The 17,480-nt window shown below is 73.2% G+C and carries 18 protein-coding genes; 8 read left to right on the forward strand and 10 right to left on the reverse strand.

The genetic code is table 11. The annotated features are described in order from the left end of the window. Nucleotides 1–93 precede the first annotated feature (93 nt). The gene (locus tag M8H82_RS08440) at nucleotides 94–1,020 is read right to left on the reverse strand and encodes a trypsin-like peptidase domain-containing protein (protein ID WP_250071862.1); all 927 of its coding nucleotides are present in this window, start codon (nucleotides 1,018–1,020) and stop codon (nucleotides 94–96) included. A 179-nt stretch (nucleotides 1,021–1,199) separates the two neighbouring features. On the opposite strand from M8H82_RS08440, the gene M8H82_RS08445 reads away from it, so the two are divergent. Then, a complete protein-coding gene (locus M8H82_RS08445) occupies nucleotides 1,200–1,376 on the forward strand; it encodes a hypothetical protein (RefSeq protein ID WP_250071863.1) in 177 nt (58 codons plus the stop codon). After that, nucleotides 1,373–3,034, forward strand: coding sequence for an HEXXH motif domain-containing protein (locus M8H82_RS08450; protein ID WP_250071864.1), 1,662 nt, complete (start codon nucleotides 1,373–1,375; stop codon nucleotides 3,032–3,034). The genes M8H82_RS08445 and M8H82_RS08450 overlap by 4 nt, the downstream gene beginning before the upstream one ends. On the opposite strand, the gene M8H82_RS08455 is transcribed toward M8H82_RS08450, so the two are convergent. Together M8H82_RS08455 and M8H82_RS08460 are read right to left on the reverse strand one after the other, a co-directional pair. Next, nucleotides 3,018–3,491 carry a GNAT family N-acetyltransferase gene (locus tag M8H82_RS08455; RefSeq protein WP_250071865.1) on the reverse strand — a complete coding sequence of 158 codons (474 nt, stop codon included), beginning with the start codon at nucleotides 3,489–3,491 and terminating at the stop codon, nucleotides 3,018–3,020. The two genes, M8H82_RS08450 and M8H82_RS08455, sit on opposite strands and share 17 nt — an antisense overlap. 9 nt (nucleotides 3,492–3,500) lie before the next feature. Then, the gene (locus M8H82_RS08460; RefSeq protein WP_250071866.1) at nucleotides 3,501–4,307 is read right to left on the reverse strand and encodes an aminoglycoside phosphotransferase family protein; all 807 of its coding nucleotides are present in this window, start codon (nucleotides 4,305–4,307) and stop codon (nucleotides 3,501–3,503) included. 96 nt (nucleotides 4,308–4,403) lie between these two features. Here M8H82_RS08460 and M8H82_RS08465 point away from each other — a divergent pair, with 96 nt between their 5' ends. Beyond that, entirely contained in the window at nucleotides 4,404–5,807 is a 1,404-nt protein-coding gene (locus tag M8H82_RS08465) for an FAD-binding oxidoreductase (protein ID WP_250071867.1), read from the forward strand. A 141-nt stretch (nucleotides 5,808–5,948) separates the two neighbouring features. Here the strand turns inward: M8H82_RS08465 and M8H82_RS08470 are convergent, their stop codons facing one another. Then, a complete protein-coding gene (locus M8H82_RS08470; RefSeq protein ID WP_250071868.1) occupies nucleotides 5,949–6,929 on the reverse strand; it encodes a zinc-binding dehydrogenase in 981 nt (326 codons plus the stop codon). A gap of 58 nt (nucleotides 6,930–6,987) precedes the next feature. After that, nucleotides 6,988–8,148: an FAD-dependent oxidoreductase gene (locus M8H82_RS08475; RefSeq protein WP_250071869.1), complete on the reverse strand. Its 1,161-nt coding sequence runs from the start codon at nucleotides 8,146–8,148 to the stop codon at nucleotides 6,988–6,990. 146 nt (nucleotides 8,149–8,294) lie between these two features. Here M8H82_RS08475 and M8H82_RS08480 point away from each other — a divergent pair, with 146 nt between their 5' ends. Further along, the gene (locus M8H82_RS08480) at nucleotides 8,295–8,981 is read left to right on the forward strand and encodes a pentapeptide repeat-containing protein (protein WP_250071870.1); all 687 of its coding nucleotides are present in this window, start codon (nucleotides 8,295–8,297) and stop codon (nucleotides 8,979–8,981) included. Nucleotides 8,982–9,044: 63 nt separating this feature from the next. Here the strand turns inward: M8H82_RS08480 and M8H82_RS08485 are convergent, their stop codons facing one another. Further along, nucleotides 9,045–9,545 carry a hypothetical protein gene (locus tag M8H82_RS08485; RefSeq protein ID WP_250071871.1) on the reverse strand — a complete coding sequence of 167 codons (501 nt, stop codon included), beginning with the start codon at nucleotides 9,543–9,545 and terminating at the stop codon, nucleotides 9,045–9,047. 36 nt (nucleotides 9,546–9,581) lie between these two features. Here M8H82_RS08485 and M8H82_RS08490 point away from each other — a divergent pair, with 36 nt between their 5' ends. After that, the gene (locus tag M8H82_RS08490; protein ID WP_250071872.1) at nucleotides 9,582–10,937 is read left to right on the forward strand and encodes a M1 family metallopeptidase; all 1,356 of its coding nucleotides are present in this window, start codon (nucleotides 9,582–9,584) and stop codon (nucleotides 10,935–10,937) included. 236 nt (nucleotides 10,938–11,173) lie between these two features. Here the strand turns inward: M8H82_RS08490 and M8H82_RS08495 are convergent, their stop codons facing one another. Together M8H82_RS08495 and M8H82_RS08500 are read right to left on the reverse strand one after the other, a co-directional pair. Further along, on the reverse strand, nucleotides 11,174–12,124 hold the full coding sequence (locus M8H82_RS08495) for a bifunctional GNAT family N-acetyltransferase/NUDIX hydrolase (RefSeq protein ID WP_250071873.1): 951 nt from the start codon (nucleotides 12,122–12,124) through the stop codon (nucleotides 11,174–11,176). Between the two features lie 92 nt (nucleotides 12,125–12,216). Then, on the reverse strand, nucleotides 12,217–12,792 hold the full coding sequence (locus M8H82_RS08500) for a TerD family protein (protein ID WP_250071874.1): 576 nt from the start codon (nucleotides 12,790–12,792) through the stop codon (nucleotides 12,217–12,219). A 166-nt stretch (nucleotides 12,793–12,958) separates the two neighbouring features. On the opposite strand from M8H82_RS08500, the gene arfB reads away from it, so the two are divergent. Both arfB and M8H82_RS08510 read left to right on the forward strand, forming a co-directional pair. Beyond that, nucleotides 12,959–13,396, forward strand: a complete 438-nt coding sequence (arfB, locus tag M8H82_RS08505; RefSeq protein WP_250071875.1) for an alternative ribosome rescue aminoacyl-tRNA hydrolase ArfB — start codon at nucleotides 12,959–12,961, stop codon at nucleotides 13,394–13,396. Nucleotides 13,397–13,543: 147 nt separating this feature from the next. Beyond that, on the forward strand, nucleotides 13,544–14,386 hold the full coding sequence (locus tag M8H82_RS08510) for a sigma-70 family RNA polymerase sigma factor (RefSeq protein ID WP_250071876.1): 843 nt from the start codon (nucleotides 13,544–13,546) through the stop codon (nucleotides 14,384–14,386). 15 nt (nucleotides 14,387–14,401) lie between these two features. Here M8H82_RS08510 and M8H82_RS08515 read toward each other — a convergent pair whose 3' ends face one another. Continuing rightward, nucleotides 14,402–14,869: a GNAT family N-acetyltransferase gene (locus M8H82_RS08515; RefSeq protein WP_250071877.1), complete on the reverse strand. Its 468-nt coding sequence runs from the start codon at nucleotides 14,867–14,869 to the stop codon at nucleotides 14,402–14,404. Nucleotides 14,870–14,917: 48 nt separating this feature from the next. Beyond that, entirely contained in the window at nucleotides 14,918–15,496 is a 579-nt protein-coding gene (locus M8H82_RS08520; protein WP_250071878.1) for a flavin reductase family protein, read from the reverse strand. Between the two features lie 329 nt (nucleotides 15,497–15,825). Between M8H82_RS08520 and cdgB the strand changes: the two genes are divergently transcribed. Beyond that, entirely contained in the window at nucleotides 15,826–17,478 is a 1,653-nt protein-coding gene (gene cdgB, locus M8H82_RS08525; protein WP_250071879.1) for a diguanylate cyclase CdgB, read from the forward strand. Nucleotides 17,479–17,480: the final 2 nt, after the last annotated feature.

Genomic DNA, 17,480 nt, shown 5'->3' on the forward strand with positions numbered 1-17,480 from the left:
GCACTTGGTGATGCGGGCTGCCCACATCCTCCTGATAATGGCCCGCCGTGCAGGCGATGAAACACCGCGCCGGTGCGGCGCCGCGATATCAGGTCAGCGATGGCGCCGGGACAACTCCACCGCCTCCTGGTCCATTCGGGCCACCCCTACGGAGTCGCCCTCCACCAACCGTATCGCTTCCAGGAGTTGGTCCAAGGTCCCGCGATAGCGCAGACAGGTGCGCAGGATGGCGAACACGTCCGGGCGCAGGGCGGGTGAGCGCGGGCTCATGGCCGAGATCACCGGGTCGATGCCGTCGAGGATCAGCGCGAGGCCGTTGCGGTCGCTCACCGAGGGCAGCGCGGTCAACGCCGTGACCAGGCCGTCCAGTTCGCGCAGGGGGAGGTTCTCGGGCAGGTGCGCCAGGCTGGCGGGGCGGCTCAGCTCGGTCAGGGTTGCGGGCAGTCCGGCGTGCTGGTGGAGCAGGGCCACTTCGGTGGGCGTCAGCAGTTCGTACCAGCGGTCCACGCGGACGGCGGCGACGCGGTCCGGGTCGTCGACCCGGTGGGCCGGGCTGACCAGGCCGATCAGGGTGCCGTCGTGCCAGACGGCGGCGCCGGACATGCCTGCCCAGGGCGCATGGCCGCAGCACCCTTCCGCCGGCGCGACGGCAAGTTCGAGGGTGTCCCGGTGGTCGGACACCGCCGAGACGATTCCGCCCGTGCGGCAGGACGGGGGGCGGGTGAACCCCAGGACGGTGCACGGCAGGGCGGCGGCCGGTTGCGGTACGGCACCGTACCGGGGCGGCTCGTGGTCGCCCGCCCCGCGCGTGATCTCCAGCAGTGCCACATCGGCCTTGTCGGAGGCGAACGTCACGTGGGCCGGTGCGGACGTCATGTCGTCGACCCGTACGACCGTCTCCCGCGCCCCGCCGACGAGGTGGGCGGAGGTGAGCACCCAGCGGTCGCGCACCAGGTACCCCGAGCCGTGCGGGCCGTCGTCCGCCCGCACCTGCGCCACTCGCACCGGATCAGGCCCCACCGCCGCGCAACTCCTCGCTCCGCCATGCGACTTCCGTCCTGCCGGGTCCCTACCCCCGCCACCGTCCCGTCACTCGATCCGGGTGGATTCGGCGAGCGGGAACCGGTGCGGTGTGCGTGATGCACTAGGGTCGCGCTGGAAACCACGTAAAACACCTGAAACAGTGAAATGGACGGGCCATGGACAAGTCCGGAGTCGAGTCCGAGCTGGTCGACCTGAGCGGTGTTCCGCTGGACGCCTGGCCCTCCCTCCCCCTTCTCCCGGCCGCCGACGGCTCCCTGCGGCGGCTGCTCAGCCGTATCGACGACCCGGCCGGCAGCCTCGGCGGCTACAACCCGCAGCGCGACGAAGCGTGACCGCCCCGCACGTCCTCGCCGCCGACTCCTTCGGTGAACTGCTCGGCGGCGGGGGCGGGTCCGCGGCCGTGGCCGCGCTCCGGGCGAGCGAGCGCAGTTGGCGGCTGCTGGTCGTACGGGCCCTGCTGGACGCCTCCGCCGCGCAGGCGCCGGCAGCTGCCTGGGACCTGCTGATGCGGGCCCGGGCCGCGGACGAGGCCGCCTTCGAGGAACTGCTCGCCTATCCGTCCGTCGGGGTGTGGGCGGCCCACACCCTGCGGCGGCTGCGCGGGACGGCGGCCGGGGACGCGCCCCCCGACACCGGCTATCTGGACGCCGTCGCGGCGAGCGCGGCGATCCGGGCCGGGCTGGACTTCCGTACCGTCATCCCGGTCCGGGACGGGTGGGCCGTACTGCCCGCCCTCGGTGCCCTGCACGTGCCCGGTGCCGTCACGGCGGAGGTGACCGCCACCGAGGGGCGCGTGCTCGTCGCCGGACGCCCGCTCGACGGGCCCGGCTGGCACCCGCTGACCCGGCTGAGCGCCGACGGGTGCGCGCTGCTCCTGGACGACGCCGACCCGTACCGCACCCTGCGCACCCCCGCCCCCGCCGAGCCCGTCGCCGCCGGGGTCTGGCAGGAGCTGTTCGGGGAGGCCTGGGAGATCCTGCGCGCCCAGGACGCTGAGGAGGCCGCGGCGTTGGGGGCCGGTCTGGTGGCCCTCGTGCCCCGCCCCCGTGCCGAACGCTTCCGCCCGCACAGCGCCTCCTCCGGGGACGCCTTCGGCGCGGCCCTCGCCTCCGTCCCGGACGACGGCGAGCAGCTCGCCTCGACGCTGGTGCACGAGTTCCAGCACAACAAACTCAGCGCCTTCATGCACCTGTTCACGCTCTACGACGACCAGAGCGGCGGCCGGCGGCTGTACTACGCGCCCTGGCGCGACGATCCGCGGCCGCTCGGCGGGCTCTTGCAGGGGGTGTACGCCTTCCTCGGGGTCACCGGGTTCTGGCGGCGGCGCGAACACCCCCTCGGGCGCTTCGAGTTCGCGCTGTGGCGGACCCAGACCGCGCACGCCCTGCGGGGGATCGCCGCGGCGGACGGGCTGACCGAGCAGGGTCGGCGGCTGGTGGCCGAGCTGGAGCGGCGGCTCGCACCCTGGCTCGCCGAGCCGGTGCGGACGCCGGCCCTCGCCGCCGCCGGACTCGCCGCGGCGGATCACCGGGCCACCTGGCGTGCGTATCACCTGCGTCCCGACCCGCGGGTGGTACGCGCACACGTGGACGGCCGCCCGCCGGTGGCGGGGGAACCGGAGCTCGTCCCCGGCGCTCCGGCGCGCGGGCTCGACACCCGAGCGGTGCTGCTGCGCTGGCTGCTGGCCGACCCGGCCGGCTTCGAGGCCCTGCGCGAGGACCCCGGAGCCACCGTCGAGGGCGCCCGGCCCGAGGACGTCGCCCTGGTCACCGGGGACACGGAGGGCGCGCTGCGGGCCTGCCGGGAGCGGATCCTGAGCGGTGGGGGCGACCCCGAGACATGGGTCGGACTCGGGCTCGCGGCCCGGGCGGCCGGGGATCCGGCGGGCGCGGCGCTGCTGGAGCGGCCCGAGCTGGTCATGGCGGTCCATGCCGAACTCGGCGGGGATCCGCTGGCGCCGGCCCGGGGACTGCTCAGCCGCCCAGCGTGAGCAGCGCCTCGTCCGTCAGCCGGTACACCGTCCACTCGTCCTGCGGACGGGCGCCCAGGGACTCGTAGAAGGCGATGGACGGGGTGTTCCAGTTCAGCACGGACCACTCCAGGCGCTGATAGCCGCGCTCCACGCAGATCCGGGCCAGCTCGGTGAGCAGGGCCTTGCCGTGGCCCGCGCCGCGGGCGGTGGGGCGGACGTAGAGGTCCTCCAGGTAGATGCCGTGGACGCCGCGCCAAGTGGAGAAGTTCAGGAACCACAGGGCGAAGCCGACCGGTTCGCCGGTGGTGTCGTCGACGGCGATGTGGGCGTAGGCGGCGGGGCGTTCGCCGAAGAGGGCCTCGTGGAGCTGCTCCTCGGTCGCGTTGGCCTCGTCCGGGGCCTTCTCGTACTCGGCCAGCTCGCGGACGAGGGCGTGGATGACAGGGATGTCGGCGGGGGTCGCGGTGCGGATCATGCCCGGAGGTTAACCGCTGCCGCCGCGCAGGCGTTGGGCGATTTCCAGCTGCGCGGGCGCGAGCGGCTCGCCGTCCTCGAGCTGCCACACCGCGTTCTGCAGCACCCGGCCCAGCGTCCAGGCGCGCGCCCGGTTCCGGTCCAGGCCCATGACGTCCGTCATCGCGTCGAAGCGCCAGCGGACCTCGTCGGCGTCGAAGCGGTTCCACAGGGCGGGCAGGAGCTCGAAGCCGGGGTCGCCCGCGAGCGGCTTGGGGTCGATGGCGAGCCAGGGGGCGCGGTCGGCGGCCAGGACGTTCTCGAAGTGCAGGTCCCAGTGGAGCAGCCGGTCGCCGGGTTCGTCCGCGACCTCCCGCACCGCGGCCGCGCAGTCCCTGAGCAGGGCCGGGTCCGGCAGCCGGGGGAGCAGGGCCGTCGCACGGTCCAGGAGCCGCGGCGCGATGTCGGCGAGGCGGCGGAGTTCCGGCGGGGCGGGGGTGGCGGTCAGATGGGCGAGCAGCCCGGCGACGACCAGGGTGGCCTCGCGGCTGTCGGGGAGGCCGTCCAGGTCCCGGCCCTCGTCGAGCCTTTCCAGGAGGAGGGTGCCGTTGTCGGCGGCCAGGAGCCGTGCCGCTCCGTCGCCGTTCCAGGCCCGCAGCGCGACCGGCTCGCCCACGGTCTCGTCGTCCACGTCCTGGAGTTTGAGCACGGCGGGGGTGCCGTCCGCCTGCAGCACGGGGAGGACCAGGGCGCAACGGCCGCTCATCGGCGGGCCGTCGGGGCGCAGGTCCCACTGCTGGAGGAACCGTTCGGCACGGTCGGCGAGGTCGGCGGTCACGGGGTGACGGTAGTGCCGTAGCCCCGTCGCCCTCCAGGCGATTTCGACGGAATCCGAAGGAGACAGTGGCCGTCGCCCCGGGTTAACGTCCAGGTCATGAGCAGCTCGGGCAGCGATGTCGTCAACGGCGGCATCTCCTTCTGGTACGCGGACGACGGCCTTCCTGCGGTGCGGGAGCCGCTGCCCGGGGACGCCTCGGCCGATGTGGTGATCGTCGGCGGCGGGTACACGGGACTGTGGACCGCGTACTACCTGAAGAAGGCGGCGCCTTTCCTCCGGATCACCGTCCTCGAGCAGAAGTTCTGCGGCTACGGCGCCTCCGGGCGCAACGGCGGCTGGCTGTACAACGGCATCGCGGGCCGCGACCGGTACGCCGCCCTGCACGGCCGGGACGCCGCCGTACGGCTGCAGCGGGCCATGAACGAGACCGTCGACGAGGTCGTCGCCGTCGCCGCCGCGGAGGGCATCGACGCCGATGTGCACCAGGGCGGAGTGCTCGAAGTGGCGCGCACGCCCGCGCAGTTGGCACGGCTGAAGGCCTTCCACGAGGCCGAGCTGGCGTTCGGGGAGAAGGACCGGGAGCTGTACGGCGCCAAGGAGAGCGCCGAGCGGATCCGGGTCGCGGACGCGGTGGGGGCGTCCTGGACCCCGCACGGGGCCCGGGTGCATCCGGTGAAGCTGGTGAAGGGCCTCGCGGCGGCCGTCGAGGCGCTCGGGGTGGTCATCCACGAGCAGACGCCGGTCACGGAGATCCGCTCCAAGCACGCGGTGACGCCGTACGGCACCGTCCGCGCGCCCTACGTCCTGCGCTGCACCGAGGGCTTCACCGCCGCGCTCAAGGGTGAGCGGCGCACCTGGCTGCCGATGAACTCCTCGATGATCGCCACCGAGCCGCTGACCGACGAGCAGTGGGCGTCGGTGGGCTGGGAGGGGCGCGAGACGCTCGGTGACATGGCCCACGCCTACATGTACGCCCAGCGCACGGCCGACGGGCGGATCGCGCTCGGCGGGCGCGGGGTGCCGTACCGCTTCGGCTCGGGGACCGACAACGACGGGCGCACGCAGGGCGCGACGATCGAGGCGCTGCGGGAGATCCTGGTCGGCTTCTTCCCCTCGCTGGCCGGGGTGCGGGTGGAGCATGCCTGGTCGGGGGTGCTGGGGGTGCCCCGGGACTGGTGCGCCACGGTGACGCTGGACCGGTCCACGGGGCTCGGCTGGGCGGGCGGGTACGTCGGGTCGGGGGTGGCCACGGCGAATCTCGCGGCGCGGACCCTGCGGGATCTGGTGCAGCAGGACTCGGGACAAGGGGGGCGTACCGAGCTGACGGATCTGCCGTGGGTGGGGCACAAGGTGCGCAAGTGGGAGCCGGAGCCGTTGCGGTGGCTGGGGGTTCAGGGCATGTACGCGGTGTACCGGGCGGCGGATCGGCGGGAGACGGTTACGCGTCGGGCGGAGTCGTCGAGGCTGGCGCGGGTTGCGGATCGGGTGGCCGGTCGCTGAGCGCTCGCGCTCGACTGGGGCGGGGGCGACTACGGGGGTGCCGTGGGGGGTTGGGTGCCGGGTGCGGGTGGGGGTGGCTGGTCGCGCAGTTCCCCGCGCCCCTGGGGGAGTTGCCCTGCCGGAGTCATTTGTTCCCGTGCTTTACGGCTCCAGTACGACCTTTCCTGTCGTTGCCCTTGATTCCAGGGCTCGGTGGGCCCTAGCGGCCTCGGAGAGGGGGAAGCGGTGGACGGACGGGGTGAGGCGGCCCTCGGCTGCCTCGGTCAGGGCCCGTAGTTCCAGGGTGCGGACCGGGTTGGGGCCGCCCGCCCTGGTCAGCATCACCGGGCCGAGGAACTGTTCGGAGACGCCCTCGACGAGATAGGGCCCGCCGCCCTGGATGCCTTCGCCGGACCAGCCGAAGACGATGTGCTTGCCGCCGGGTCCCAGCAGCGCCACGGACTCCCGGGCCACGTCACCGCCCACCCCGTCATAGACCACCGTGGCCGCGCGCCCGCCCAGCCAGGCGCGGACCTTCTCCGGCCAGCCGGGGTCCGTGTAGTCGACGGCGAGGTCGGCGCCGTTCGCCTGGACGCGGGCCACCTTCTCCGGTCCGCCGGCGAGGCCGACGACGGTGGCGCCGGCGTTCCTGGCGTACTGCACGAGCAGGGTGCCGATGCCGCCGGCCGCCGCCGGGACGACGGCCACGGAGTCCGGGCCCGGCTCGGCGAACTGGAGGATCCCCATCGCCGTACGACCCGTGCCGATCATCGCGACCGCCTCGGCGAAGTCCAGGTTCCCCGGGATCTCGTGCAGCCGCTCGGCATCGGTGACGGCGAGTTCGGCGTACCCGCCGGGCGCGAAGCCGAGGTGGGCCACCACTCGCCTGCCGAGCCACGACTCGGCCACGCCCTCCCCGAGGGACTCGACCACGCCCGCGACCTCCCGGCCCGGAACGGTGGGCAGCGGCGTCGGCGCGGGGGCCGGGCCCTGGGCGCCCTCGCGCAGAGCGGTGTCGAGGAGGTGGACACCGGCCGCGGCGACGGCGATACGGACCTGGCCGGTGCCCGGCCGGGGGTCCTCGACCTGCTCGTAGGTGAGGTTCTCGGCCGGCCCGAAGGCGTGCAGACGGATGGCGTGCATCAGGGGTCCCCCATCACTCGGTCACTCGGTGGTTCGTCCGGGTGACCACTCTGCAACCTCAAGCATGCTTGAGGTCAAGGGAGTTCTGTCCGAGGGCCAGCGACACCGCGGTGAGGGCGCTGGTGAAGGACACCTCGGAGAGCACCCCGGGTGCGGCGACCTGGTCGCCCGCGAGATAGACGCCGTCGCCCCGGTCGATGGCGGGGCGGTCCCGCCAACTGGTGCCGGGCAGGTCCACGGCTCCGGTACGGCCGTTCGCGAGCGCCTCCCGACGCCAGGTGACACGGTCCCGCCAGCCCTCGAAGGCGAGGTCCAGCAGGTGCTCGGCACGGGCGATCCCGGCGGCCTTCGACTCCTGCGGGCCGAGCGGGATCTGCCCCTGGATCAACTGCTCGCCGGCCGGGGCGAGGGTGCGGTCCTGCGCGGTGAACCGCTCGATCCACCCCGGTCGGTCCAGATCGGACACGACGAAGGCGTCCCCGCGCCGGGTGCGTACGGCCAGGTCGATCAGTGCGGTCCGGCCGCTCGGCCAGGTCAGGCTGTCGTCCTTCAGCAGCCGCCGGGCGGAGTCCAGCGAGGTGGCGACGATAACCGGGGTGTCGGTCGGGAGGGCGTCGACGCGGGACAGGGTCTCGATCCGGACCCCGAGGTTCCAGGCATGGTCGGCCATCCGCCCGACGACGCTGCCCCAGCCGCCGCGCGGGTAGTGCGCCTCCGGGGGCAGCTTGGTGGCGCGGCGCAGCCGCTCCTGCACGAAGGCGGCGGACAGCGCGCCGGGGTCGTGGTGGAAGAGCGCCACGGCGGAGTAGTGGGCGGCGGCGCGGGCGCCCTCCTCGCCGGCGATTTCGGTCGCCCAGGTCAGGAAGTCCACGTCGACGGGTGCCTGGGGCAGCCCGCGGCGCAGCAGCTTGAGCATGCCGAAGGGTGGGGTGCGGCGCAGCGCGCCCTTGTGCAGCAGCCGTAGCCGGGCGGCCTCCAGGGGCGGGATCGGGGCGAGCGCCCCGATCAGATCGCGCTGCTTGAGCCAGGCCCAGTGCGGGCCGCCGTTGTAGAGGGCGTGCGGTCCCTCGTTGGTCCGGTACAGCCCCTCGGCGGTCCGCGCCCGTCCGCCCAGCGTGTGGTGGGCCTCGTACACGGTGACCTGGGCGCCCGCTTCGGCGGCGGTGATGGCCGCGGCGAGTCCGGCGAAGCCGCCGCCGATGACGGTGATGCGGTGCATGGGGGTCTCCCTCTGCTCGGATGGCCTTCTGCTTGGGGTCCTGGTGCTTGGGTGGCCTTCTGCCAGTACGACGCAGCGAGCGCCCCGAAGTGTGACATCGGCCGAGTTTTCGCAGGTCAGAGCTGTTGTCAGTGGTGGGGTGCAGGATGGGGTGCATGGCGACTACGGGTGGTGGCGGCAGGAGGGTGAAGGCGGCCCGGCGTCCCGAGCTGCGGCTGCCGGCGCTGGAGCCGTACACCGGGGGCGGACTGGAGCCGGACGGGGACTACGACGGGCTGGAGTTCCGGGAGGCGGATCTCGCCGGGCAGGACGGGGGCGGCGCCCGCTTCATGGACTGCGCGCTCGGGGGGTGCGTGCTGGACGGGACGAGACTGGCTCGCGCCCGCTTCCTTGACTCGGTGCTCACCGCTCCGCGCGGGGTCGGCACGGATCTCTCCGAGGCGACGCTGCGGGACGTGGAGGTGCACGACGCCCGCCTCGGCGGGGTCCAGTTGCACGGCGCCGCCCTGGAGCGGGTCGTGATCCGCGGCGGCAAGATCGACTATCTGAACCTGCGCGCGAGCCGCCTGAGAGACGTCGTCTTCGAGAACTGCGTCCTGGTGGAGCCGGACTTCGGCGGTGCCGTCCTGGAGCGGGTCGCGTTCCCGGGCTGCGTGCTGAAGGGCGCGGACCTCGCCGGGGCGACGCTGACGGACGTGGACCTCAGGGAGGCGGCCGAGCTGGACATCGCTCGGGGGGTGGAGCGGCTGTCGGGGGCGGTGATCGGTACGGGGCAGCTGCTGGACCTGGCGCCGTTGCTGGCGGGGGCGCTGGGGATCCGGGTGGAGGACTGAGGGGGGCGGTGGGTCGCGGGTGCGCTCAAGGGTCGCCGGTGCGCCCGAGTAGCGCGGGTCGGGTCAGGGCACGCGGGGGAAGCGGGCCTGGAGGGTCCAGATCGCCGGGTTCTCCGCCAGGTCCTCGTGAAGGTCGCACAGGTCGGCGATCAGGTCGTGCAGGAAGTCGCGGGCCTCCCGGCGCAGCTCGCTGTGGGAGAAGGTCAGCGGGGCCTCCTCGGCCGGCATCCAGTCCGCCTCCACGTCCACCCAGCCGAAGCGGCGCTCGAAGAGCATCCGGTCGGTGGACTCGGTGAAGTCCAGCTCCGCCCGCTGCGGGCGGGAGGCCCGGGAGCCCGCCGGGTCCTGGTCGATCCGCTCCACGATGTCGCACAGCGCCCACGCGAAGTCCAGCACCGGCACCCATCCCCAGGCTGTGGACAACTCCCGGTCGGCCTTGGTGTCCGCGAGGTAGACGTCACCACAGAACAGGTCGTGCCGCAGGGCGTGGACGTCCGCGCGGCGGTAGTCCGTCTGCGGGGGATCCGGGAAGCGGTTGGAGAGGGCGTAGCCGATGTCGAGCACCAGGTGATGGTGTCATGGCCTCGTAGGATCGCGATCGTGTCCCGGTCCGTGCGCCTTGTCCCCGCCCTGGTCGCGCTGGCGCTGACCGCGTGCGGTGGCGGCCCTGACCCCTCCGGCGCCCCCGGTGTCGGCGACCCGTACTTCCCGAAGGCGGGCAACGGCGGCTACGACGTCGGCCACTACGCCCTGGACATCGCCTACGACCCCGCCTCCCGCCGCCTCACCGGCGCGGCCAGGATCACCGCCCGCGCCACCCAGGACCTCGCCGCCTTCCATCTGGACCTGTTCGGCCTGACGGTCGACTCAGTCACCGTTCAGGGCGAGGCCGCCCGCTGGAGCCGCGACGGCCAGGAGCTCACCGTCCACCCGCCCCGCGCACTCGACAAGGGCGGCGCCTTCGAGGTGCGGGTCCGCTACTCCGGCACCCCCCGCACCATCACCGACCCGGACGGCTCCCGGGAGGGCTGGCTGCGCACCGAGGACGGCGCCCTCGCGCTCGGTGAGCCGACCGGTTCGATGGCGTGGTTCCCCGGCAACCACCACCCCTCGGACAAGGCGTCGTACACCGTCCAGGTCACCGTGCCCGAGGGGCTGAAGGCGGTCTCCAACGGGGAGTTGACCGGCGAGCGGACCGCTCGGGGCGCTACCACCTTCGGCTGGCGCGCCGCCGAGCCGATGGCCAGCTATGTCGCCACGCTCGCCATCGGCAGGTACGAGATCCGGCGGTCCACCGCCGGGGGCGTCCCCGTGTACACGGCTGTGGACCCGCGGGAGGAGAACACCGACGAGCTCGCCGAGGTCATGGCGTGGGCGCGGGACGCCTTCGGGCCGTACCCCTTCTCCTCCACCGGCGTGATCATCGCCCGCGCCGGTGACTCCGAGTACGCCCTGGAGACCCAGAACCGGCCCGTCTTCCCGGGCACCCCCGACACCGAGCTGCTGGTCCATGAGATCGCCCACCAGTGGTTCGGCAACTCCGTCACGCCCGCGTCCTGGAAGGACATGTGGCTCAACGAGGGGTTCGCGACCTACGCCGAGTGGCTGTGGCGGGAGGACCACGGAGGCGACAGCGCGCAGCGGACCTTCGAGGCGCTGTACCGCAGTGACGACGCCGACCTCTGGGCCTTCCCGCCCGCCGAGCCGTCCGGCGCCGGGCACATCTCGGACCGGCCGGTCTACGAACGGGGCGCGATGGTCCTGCACAAGATCCGGCAGCGGGTGGGGGACGACGCCTTCGGCGACCTCGTCCGGGGCTGGGCGGCGGCCCGGCGCCACGGGAACGCGAGCACCGCCGACTTCACCCGGTACGTCGAACGGCGGGCACCGGACCAGGACTTCGGCCGGATCTGGGCGGACTGGCTGTACGGGGAGGGAAAACCGGACCGCCCCTGACGGTCCGGCCCGGCGTTCCCGGCCGCCGCCCGCGACCTGCCACCTGCCACCCGCCGCCCGCGACCCGCGACCCGCCGCCCGCGACCTGCCACCCGCCGCCCGCCGCCCGCGACCCGCGACCCGCCGCCCGCGACCTGCCACCCGCGACCCGCCGCCCGCGACCCGCGACCCGCGACCCGCGACCCGCGACCCGCCGCCCGCGACCCGCCACCCGGCGCCCCGTCACCCGCGACCCGTCACACCGGCGTCTCCCACTCCGTCAGCAGCCGGGCCAGGTCGGGCGGCCAGACGGGATCGGGCGCCGTGGCCAGTTCGTCTCGGGTCCACCAGCGCCAGGCGAGGATGCCGTCCTCGGCGTGCGCGGCGGTGAGATGGGGGCCGGTGGGTTCGCGGCGCGGGCCCCGGGTGACGTAGACGTGCTCGTGCTGGTGGACCGGCCCCACCGCGTGGGTGAAGTCGTGCTCCCAGGTGCACAGCAGCGGCCCCGGTTCCAGGTCCGTCCAGCCCGTCTCCTCGCGCAGCTCCCGCAGGGCGCCCTCGCGCGGGCCCTCGCCGGGCTCCAGCCCGCCGCCGGGCAGCGCCCAGTGCACGCCGACCTCGACGTTGTCGTACCGGAAGAGGAATACCGCCCCCTCCGGGTCCAGCACGGCGACGCGGGCGGCGCGGCGGAGGGCGCGCAGCGGCTTGCGCAGGACCGCGCACGGGCGGCCCAGCCGGTGGTCCTCGCGGTGGTCGACGACCTCGTACCCGAGGGCGGTCCAGAAGGCCAGGGCCGCGGGGTTGCCGGCGAGGACGGCGAGGCGTACGCCGGTACGGCCGGCCGTGCGGAAGCGGTCCTCGACGCTCTGCACGATGCGGCGCCCGTATCCCCGCCCGTGCGCGCTCGCGTCCACCATCAGCAGACCGATCCAGGGGTCCGGGTCGGCCGGATCGGGGTGCCGGTCGAGGGTGATCACGATGCCGACGAGCCGCCCCTCGCCGCGGGCGAGCAGCACCTCGGCACCGGGGTGCGCCAACTCCTCGGCCAGCGCCGCCGCCACCTGCTCCGGACGGATGTCGTCCGGGTCCGGGAAGTCGCCGCTGAGGGCGTGGAAGTCGCGGTTCGAGGCGTACAGCGCGGTGAGTTCGGTGCGCAGCGGGCCCGGGATGTCATGGCCGGGGGACACGGGCAGGCGTTCGAGAAGCATGCCAGGACGCTACTGCGCCACGACCGAACCCCCGGCCGGAGCCGGGGGTTCGGGTGCGTCGGTGCGAACGGTCGGACCGTCCGTGCGAACGGTCAGACGTTGACGCCGAAGTCCTGGGCGATGCCCACCAGGCCCGAGGCGTAGCCCTGGCCGACCGCGCGGAACTTCCACTCCGCGCCGTTGCGGTACAGCTCGCCGAAGACCATGGCCGTCTCCGTCGCCGCGTCCTCGGACAGGTCGTAGCGCGCGATCTCGGCGCCGCCGGCCTGGTTGAGGATGCGGATGTAGGCGTTGCGGACCTGGCCGAAGTTCTGCGAGCGGTTCTCGGCGTCGTAGATGGAGACCGGGAAGACGATCTTGTCGATGTCGGCCGGGAGTCCTTCCAGGTTGACGTTGATCGCCTCGTCGTCGCCCGCGCCCTCACCCGTGCGGTTGTCGCCGGTGTGGACGATGGTCTGGTCCGGGGTCTGCTTGTTGTTGAAGAACACGAAGTGGCCGTCGGAGTAGACCTTGCCCTGCGTGTTGACCGCGATCGCGGAGGCGTCGAGGTCGAAGTCCGTGCCGGTGGTGGTGCGGACGTCCCAGCCGAGGCCCACGGTGACGGCGGTCAGGCCCGGAGCCTCCTTGGTGAGCGAGACGTTGCCACCCTTGGACAGGCTTACAGCCATTGTTGGGAGTCCCTTCCCTCGTTTTGCGTACGAGCACGAAGCTACAGCTACCCCTATGAACGTCGAGAGGGGTACGCGAGGTTCCCCGTCGCTTTACTTTCTTTACTCGCCCTTTCGGCGGCCTCCCGGGATATTCGCGTGACGTGGACCGGACAGACGCGCGACGATGGAGGGCATGTCCGGTCCTTACGTCGTTCGCGGCTCCGTCTCGCTTCCCGAGGCCGAGCTCCTGTGGCGTTTCTCGCGCTCCTCGGGGCCCGGCGGACAGCACGTCAACACCAGCGACTCCCAAGTGGAACTCCGCTTCGACCTCGCGCGCACCGAGGCGCTGCCCGAGGTGTGGAAGGAGCGGGCGCTGGAGCGGCTGGCCGGGCGCCTGGTCGACGGTGTCGTCACGGTCCGCTCCTCCGAGCACCGCTCCCAGTGGCGCAACCGGGAGACCGCGGCGGTGCGCCTCGCGGCGCTGCTGGCGGAGGCCACTGCGCCGCCGCCGAAGCCGCGCAGGCCGACCCGCATCCCCCGGGGCATCAACGAACGGCGGCTGCGGCAGAAGAAGCAGCGCTCGGACACCAAGCGGGGCCGCTCGGGCCGCGACTGGGGATAGTGCCCGGCGGCATCCGCCGGAGCGCCCGCCGCGTCGCATCACCGCGCCGCGCCGCATCATCGCTTCGCCTCGCCGCGTCACATCATCCTCGCCCGGTCCGTCATGTCAGTGACCGCACGGGGCACGACGAGAGGGTGTGACGGACCGATGACCACCGACCACGACGTACTCGCCCAGCACTTCGAGGCGCACCGAGGGCAGCTGCACGCCGTCGCCCACCGGGTGCTCGGCTCCTCCGCGGAGGCCGAGGACGCCGTGCAGGAGGCTTGGTTCCGGCTCAGCCGGTCCGAGGCCGCACGGATCGACAACCTCGGCGGCTGGCTGACCACCGTCGTCGGCCGGGTCTGCCTCGACATGCTCCGCTCCCGCGGCTCGCGCGGCGAGCGGCCCCTGGACGCCGTGGGACCGCGACCCGCCGCCGGGGCGGATCCGGAGCAGGACGCGCTGCTCGCCGACTCCGTCGGGATCGCCCTGCTCGTCGTGCTGGACACCCTCACCCCCGCCGAACGGCTCGCCTTCGTGCTGCACGACCTGTTCGCGGTGCCCTTCGAGGAGATCGCGACCGTGCTCGGCCGTACGCCCGCCGCAGCGCGCCAGCTCGCCAGCCGGGCCCGGCGCCGGGTGCGCGGCGCGGAACCGGCGGCCGGGGATCCGGCCCGGCAGCGGGCGGTCGTCGACGCCTTCCTCGCCGCCGTCCGGGACGGGGACTTCGACGCGCTGGTCGGGGTGCTCGACCCGGACGTGGTGGCGCGGAGCGAGGCCGGGGTGTCGACCGGCGCCCTCGCCGTGGCCCGGGGCGCCTCCGGTTACGCCGCCCTCGCCGGCCTCGCCCGGCCCGCGCTGGTCGACGGCCGGGCGGGCCTCGCGGCGCTGGTCGACGGGCGGGTGGAACGGGTACTGGCCTTCACGGTCGTACGGGACCGGATCGCCGCCATCGACATCGCGACGACATCCGAACGCGTCGCGGAACTGGAGGTACGGCTCGTGTAGCGGCCCCTGAGGGGGTCAGTGGAGCTTCAGGACGCCGACCGTCTGACCGCCGCTCGTCTCGCCGTTCGGTTCGAAGCCGAGACCGAGGTAGAAGTTCTCCGGGCCGGTCGGGCCGGGGTGCCAGGTGACGTACATCTCGCTGCCGCCCCGGCGGCGCAGTTCCGCAGCCACGGACTCGACCGCGAACCGGCCGTAGCCCCGCCCCTGTTCCTCCGCCGCGATGTTCAGGCGCCACAGGCCGGAGCGGACGAGGGTGCCGTCGCCCTTCCAGTCGATGTCGAGGAACGCCATCAGGAAGCCGACCGCCCGGCCGTCGTCGACGATCAGGCGGGGCCAGGCGACCCCGGGCCAGACGTACGCCTCGGCCAGCGAGTGCGCCACCGGCTCGACCGCGTCCTCCTGGTCCGGGCGGATCCGGATGGCGAGCGCGTCCTCGACATTCTTCGGGGTGAGCGTTTCCAGGCGGGGGCCGGTCGTCGTCATGCGCGCAGAGTAGGCCGCGAGTTCACACCCCGTCATGCAAATTCCGGCTCAGCCCAATTGGCGATAGCGACCGCGGAAATACGTCAGCGGCCCGCCCTCCGCGCTCGGCACGCTCGCCGTCAGGACGCGGCCGATCACCAGGGTGTGGTCACCCGCCTCCACGCGCTGCTCGGTGCGGCACTCCAGGGTGGCCAGCGCGCCGCCCACCAGTGCCGCGCCGGTCGCCGCGCCGCGGAGGCAGGGGATGTCCTCGAACAGGAGGCGGTCGCTGATGCGGCCCTTCATGGCGAACCGCCCGGCGATGTGGCGCTGGCTCTCGGACAGCACCGAGACCCCCCACAGGGGCTGCTCGTCGAGCAGCTCGTCCATCCGGGCACCCGTGCGCAGGCTGACCAGCACCAGCGGCGGGTCCAGCGAGACCGACATGAACGATGTCGCCGTCATGCCCACGTCCTCCCCCTTCGGCCCGTCGGCGGCGAGCGGGGGTTCGAAGGCGGTCACCAGGACCACACCGGCGGCCAGCCGGGACATGGCGGCACGGAACTCGTCGTTGCTCACCCCCTCAGCATGCCCGGCGGGGGCGGGTGCGGTGATCGGGGCCTGCGCGGCGGGGGGAGTGTTCGGCACGCCGGAAACGCTAGTCTCCGGGTCGGGGCCGCCGCATCGGGCCGGGGGCCGAGAACGGTCCTAGGACCTTCGCCCGACCTCCGACCGACAGCACCCGGCGTTTGCGGTCGGTAAACGCACCGGAAAAACGCAGAAACACTGCGCAATTGTTCATCTTTCGTTGTGACTTGAGTCACAAGGGGCAGTAATTGTTGACCCTGTGTACCGGGTGGGCAGCGCGCTGTGATTCAGTGGCGGGGAACCTTCATCAAGAACAGCAAGGGCACGACACAGAAAAGACGCCGAAGACAACCCTTGATTCGCTGCGAGGTCTCGGGGGGAGGGCGAGCATGGAGACCGAGTCGGAGCCGTACGTCCGTCTTGCGACCCTGCGACAACTGCACCAGGTCATGGCGGACATGAACACCGCGCGCAGCCTGGCGGACACGCTTCAGACCGTCGCCGACGGCGTCGTCACCGGCCTCGGCTACGAACTCGCGGCCGTCAATCTGGTCCGCCCCGACGGCGACCTCGTCGTCGCCGCCCTCGCCGGCAACCCCGCCGCCGAGGCACTGATCACCGGCCGGACCGGCTCCCGCGAGTCCTGGGAGCGCCGGCTGAGCATGGGCGAGCACTGGGGCGACCTGGTGTTCATCCCGCACACCGAGGGCTGGGTCCTCGACGACGACGACGTCCCGCAGTGGTACACCGACGGGCCCGCGCCCCGCTTCGAGGACGAGTGGCACCCCTCGGACCGGCTCTTCGCCCCCATGTACACACCGGGCGTGCACGGCAGCGGCAGCGGTGAACTGATCGGCGTCCTGTCCGTGGACCGGCCGCGCAACGGCCGGCTGCCGGGCGCGTGGGGGCGCGAGGCGCTCCAGATGTACGCGTTCCAGGCCGCCATCGCGATCAGCAACGCCCGCCTGCGGGCGAACATGCAGCGGGCGCTGGTCAGGCTGGAGCGCGAGCAGCAGGCGCTGCGGGCCAGCGAGGAAAGCTTCAGGCAGGCCTTCGAGTACGCCCCCTCCGGCATGGCCATCGCCGAGATGGGCGGCGACCAGCACGGCCGGATCCTGCGCACCAACGACGCCCTGTGCCGGCTGCTCGGCCGCCCCGCCTCCGCGATGCGCCGCTACGCCTTCTCCGACCTCGTCCACCCCGAGGACATCGGCACCCTGCTCAGGACCTCCGCCGAGGGCGGCCGCGCCGAGCTCCGCCTCGGCCGCCGGGACGGCACCTACGTCTGGGTGTCCCTGCGCAACAGCGTGGTCGCCGACGCCGCCGACGGGCCGCGCTTCCTGCTGACGCATGTCGAGGACATAGAGGAGCGCAAGCGGCGCGAGCTCCAGCTCGCCCACCGCGCCTCCCACGACTCCCTGACCGGGCTGCCGAACTCCGCCGAACTGCGCGCCCGGCTCTCCTCGCGGCTGTGCCAGCGCGCCACCCAGGCCGGAGCCCTGGAGTCCCTGGACGCGGCCTTCGGTCACCCGGCCTACGACGTCAACGGCCACGGCTTCGACTTCCCCCCGGGCGCCGAGGTCCTCGACGGCTACGACCACCACGTGCACACCGTCGCCCCTGAGGGTGAACACGACGACGGCACCAAGGGGCTCGCGGTGCTCTTCTGCGACCTCGACGGCTTCAAGTCGATCAACGACCGGTTCGGGCACAACGCGGGTGACGCGGTCCTGATCGAGGTCGCCCGCCGGCTCTCCGGGGGCGTCCGGGACGGCGACACCGTGGCCCGGCTCGGCGGCGACGAGTTCGTGGTGCTGGCCGACGGGCTCGGCCGGGCCGACGCCCAGGACCTGGCCGTACGGCTGCGCAACGAGATAATCCAGCCGATCCGGGTCGACGGCCGCGCCATGCGGGTGGGCGCCAGTTTCGGCATCGGGTGGGCCCACTGCGGCATGACCGCGGACGAGGTGCTGAAGTCCGCGGACGAGCGGATGTACGTAGAGAAACGATCTCGTCCCAAACAGCACAGACGTGCGGGATGAAG

Origin of the sequence: Streptomyces sp. YS415 (assembly GCF_023544665.1) — a bacterium.
Lineage (GTDB): Bacteria > Actinomycetota > Actinomycetes > Streptomycetales > Streptomycetaceae > Streptomyces.

Bases quoted from the DNA above. Each gene is read 5' to 3' on its own strand.
- M8H82_RS08445 (WP_250071863.1), top strand. From the start codon at position 1,200: ATGGACAAGTCCGGAGTCGAGTCCGAGCTGGTCGACCTGAGCGGTGTT.
- M8H82_RS08455 (WP_250071865.1), bottom strand. From the start codon at position 3,491: ATGATCCGCACCGCGACCCCCGCCGACATCCCTGTCATCCACGCCCTC.
- M8H82_RS08465 (WP_250071867.1), top strand. From the start codon at position 4,404: ATGAGCAGCTCGGGCAGCGATGTCGTCAACGGCGGCATCTCCTTCTGG.
- M8H82_RS08470 (WP_250071868.1), bottom strand. From the start codon at position 6,929: ATGCACGCCATCCGTCTGCACGCCTTCGGGCCGGCCGAGAACCTCACC.
- M8H82_RS08475 (WP_250071869.1), bottom strand. From the start codon at position 8,148: ATGCACCGCATCACCGTCATCGGCGGCGGCTTCGCCGGACTCGCCGCG.
- M8H82_RS08480 (WP_250071870.1), top strand. From the start codon at position 8,295: ATGGGGTGCATGGCGACTACGGGTGGTGGCGGCAGGAGGGTGAAGGCG.
- M8H82_RS08495 (WP_250071873.1), bottom strand. From the start codon at position 12,124: ATGCTTCTCGAACGCCTGCCCGTGTCCCCCGGCCATGACATCCCGGGC.
- M8H82_RS08500 (WP_250071874.1), bottom strand. From the start codon at position 12,792: ATGGCTGTAAGCCTGTCCAAGGGTGGCAACGTCTCGCTCACCAAGGAG.
- arfB (WP_250071875.1), top strand. From the start codon at position 12,959: ATGGAGGGCATGTCCGGTCCTTACGTCGTTCGCGGCTCCGTCTCGCTT.
- M8H82_RS08510 (WP_250071876.1), top strand. From the start codon at position 13,544: ATGACCACCGACCACGACGTACTCGCCCAGCACTTCGAGGCGCACCGA.
- M8H82_RS08515 (WP_250071877.1), bottom strand. From the start codon at position 14,869: ATGACGACGACCGGCCCCCGCCTGGAAACGCTCACCCCGAAGAATGTC.
- cdgB (WP_250071879.1), top strand. From the start codon at position 15,826: ATGGAGACCGAGTCGGAGCCGTACGTCCGTCTTGCGACCCTGCGACAA.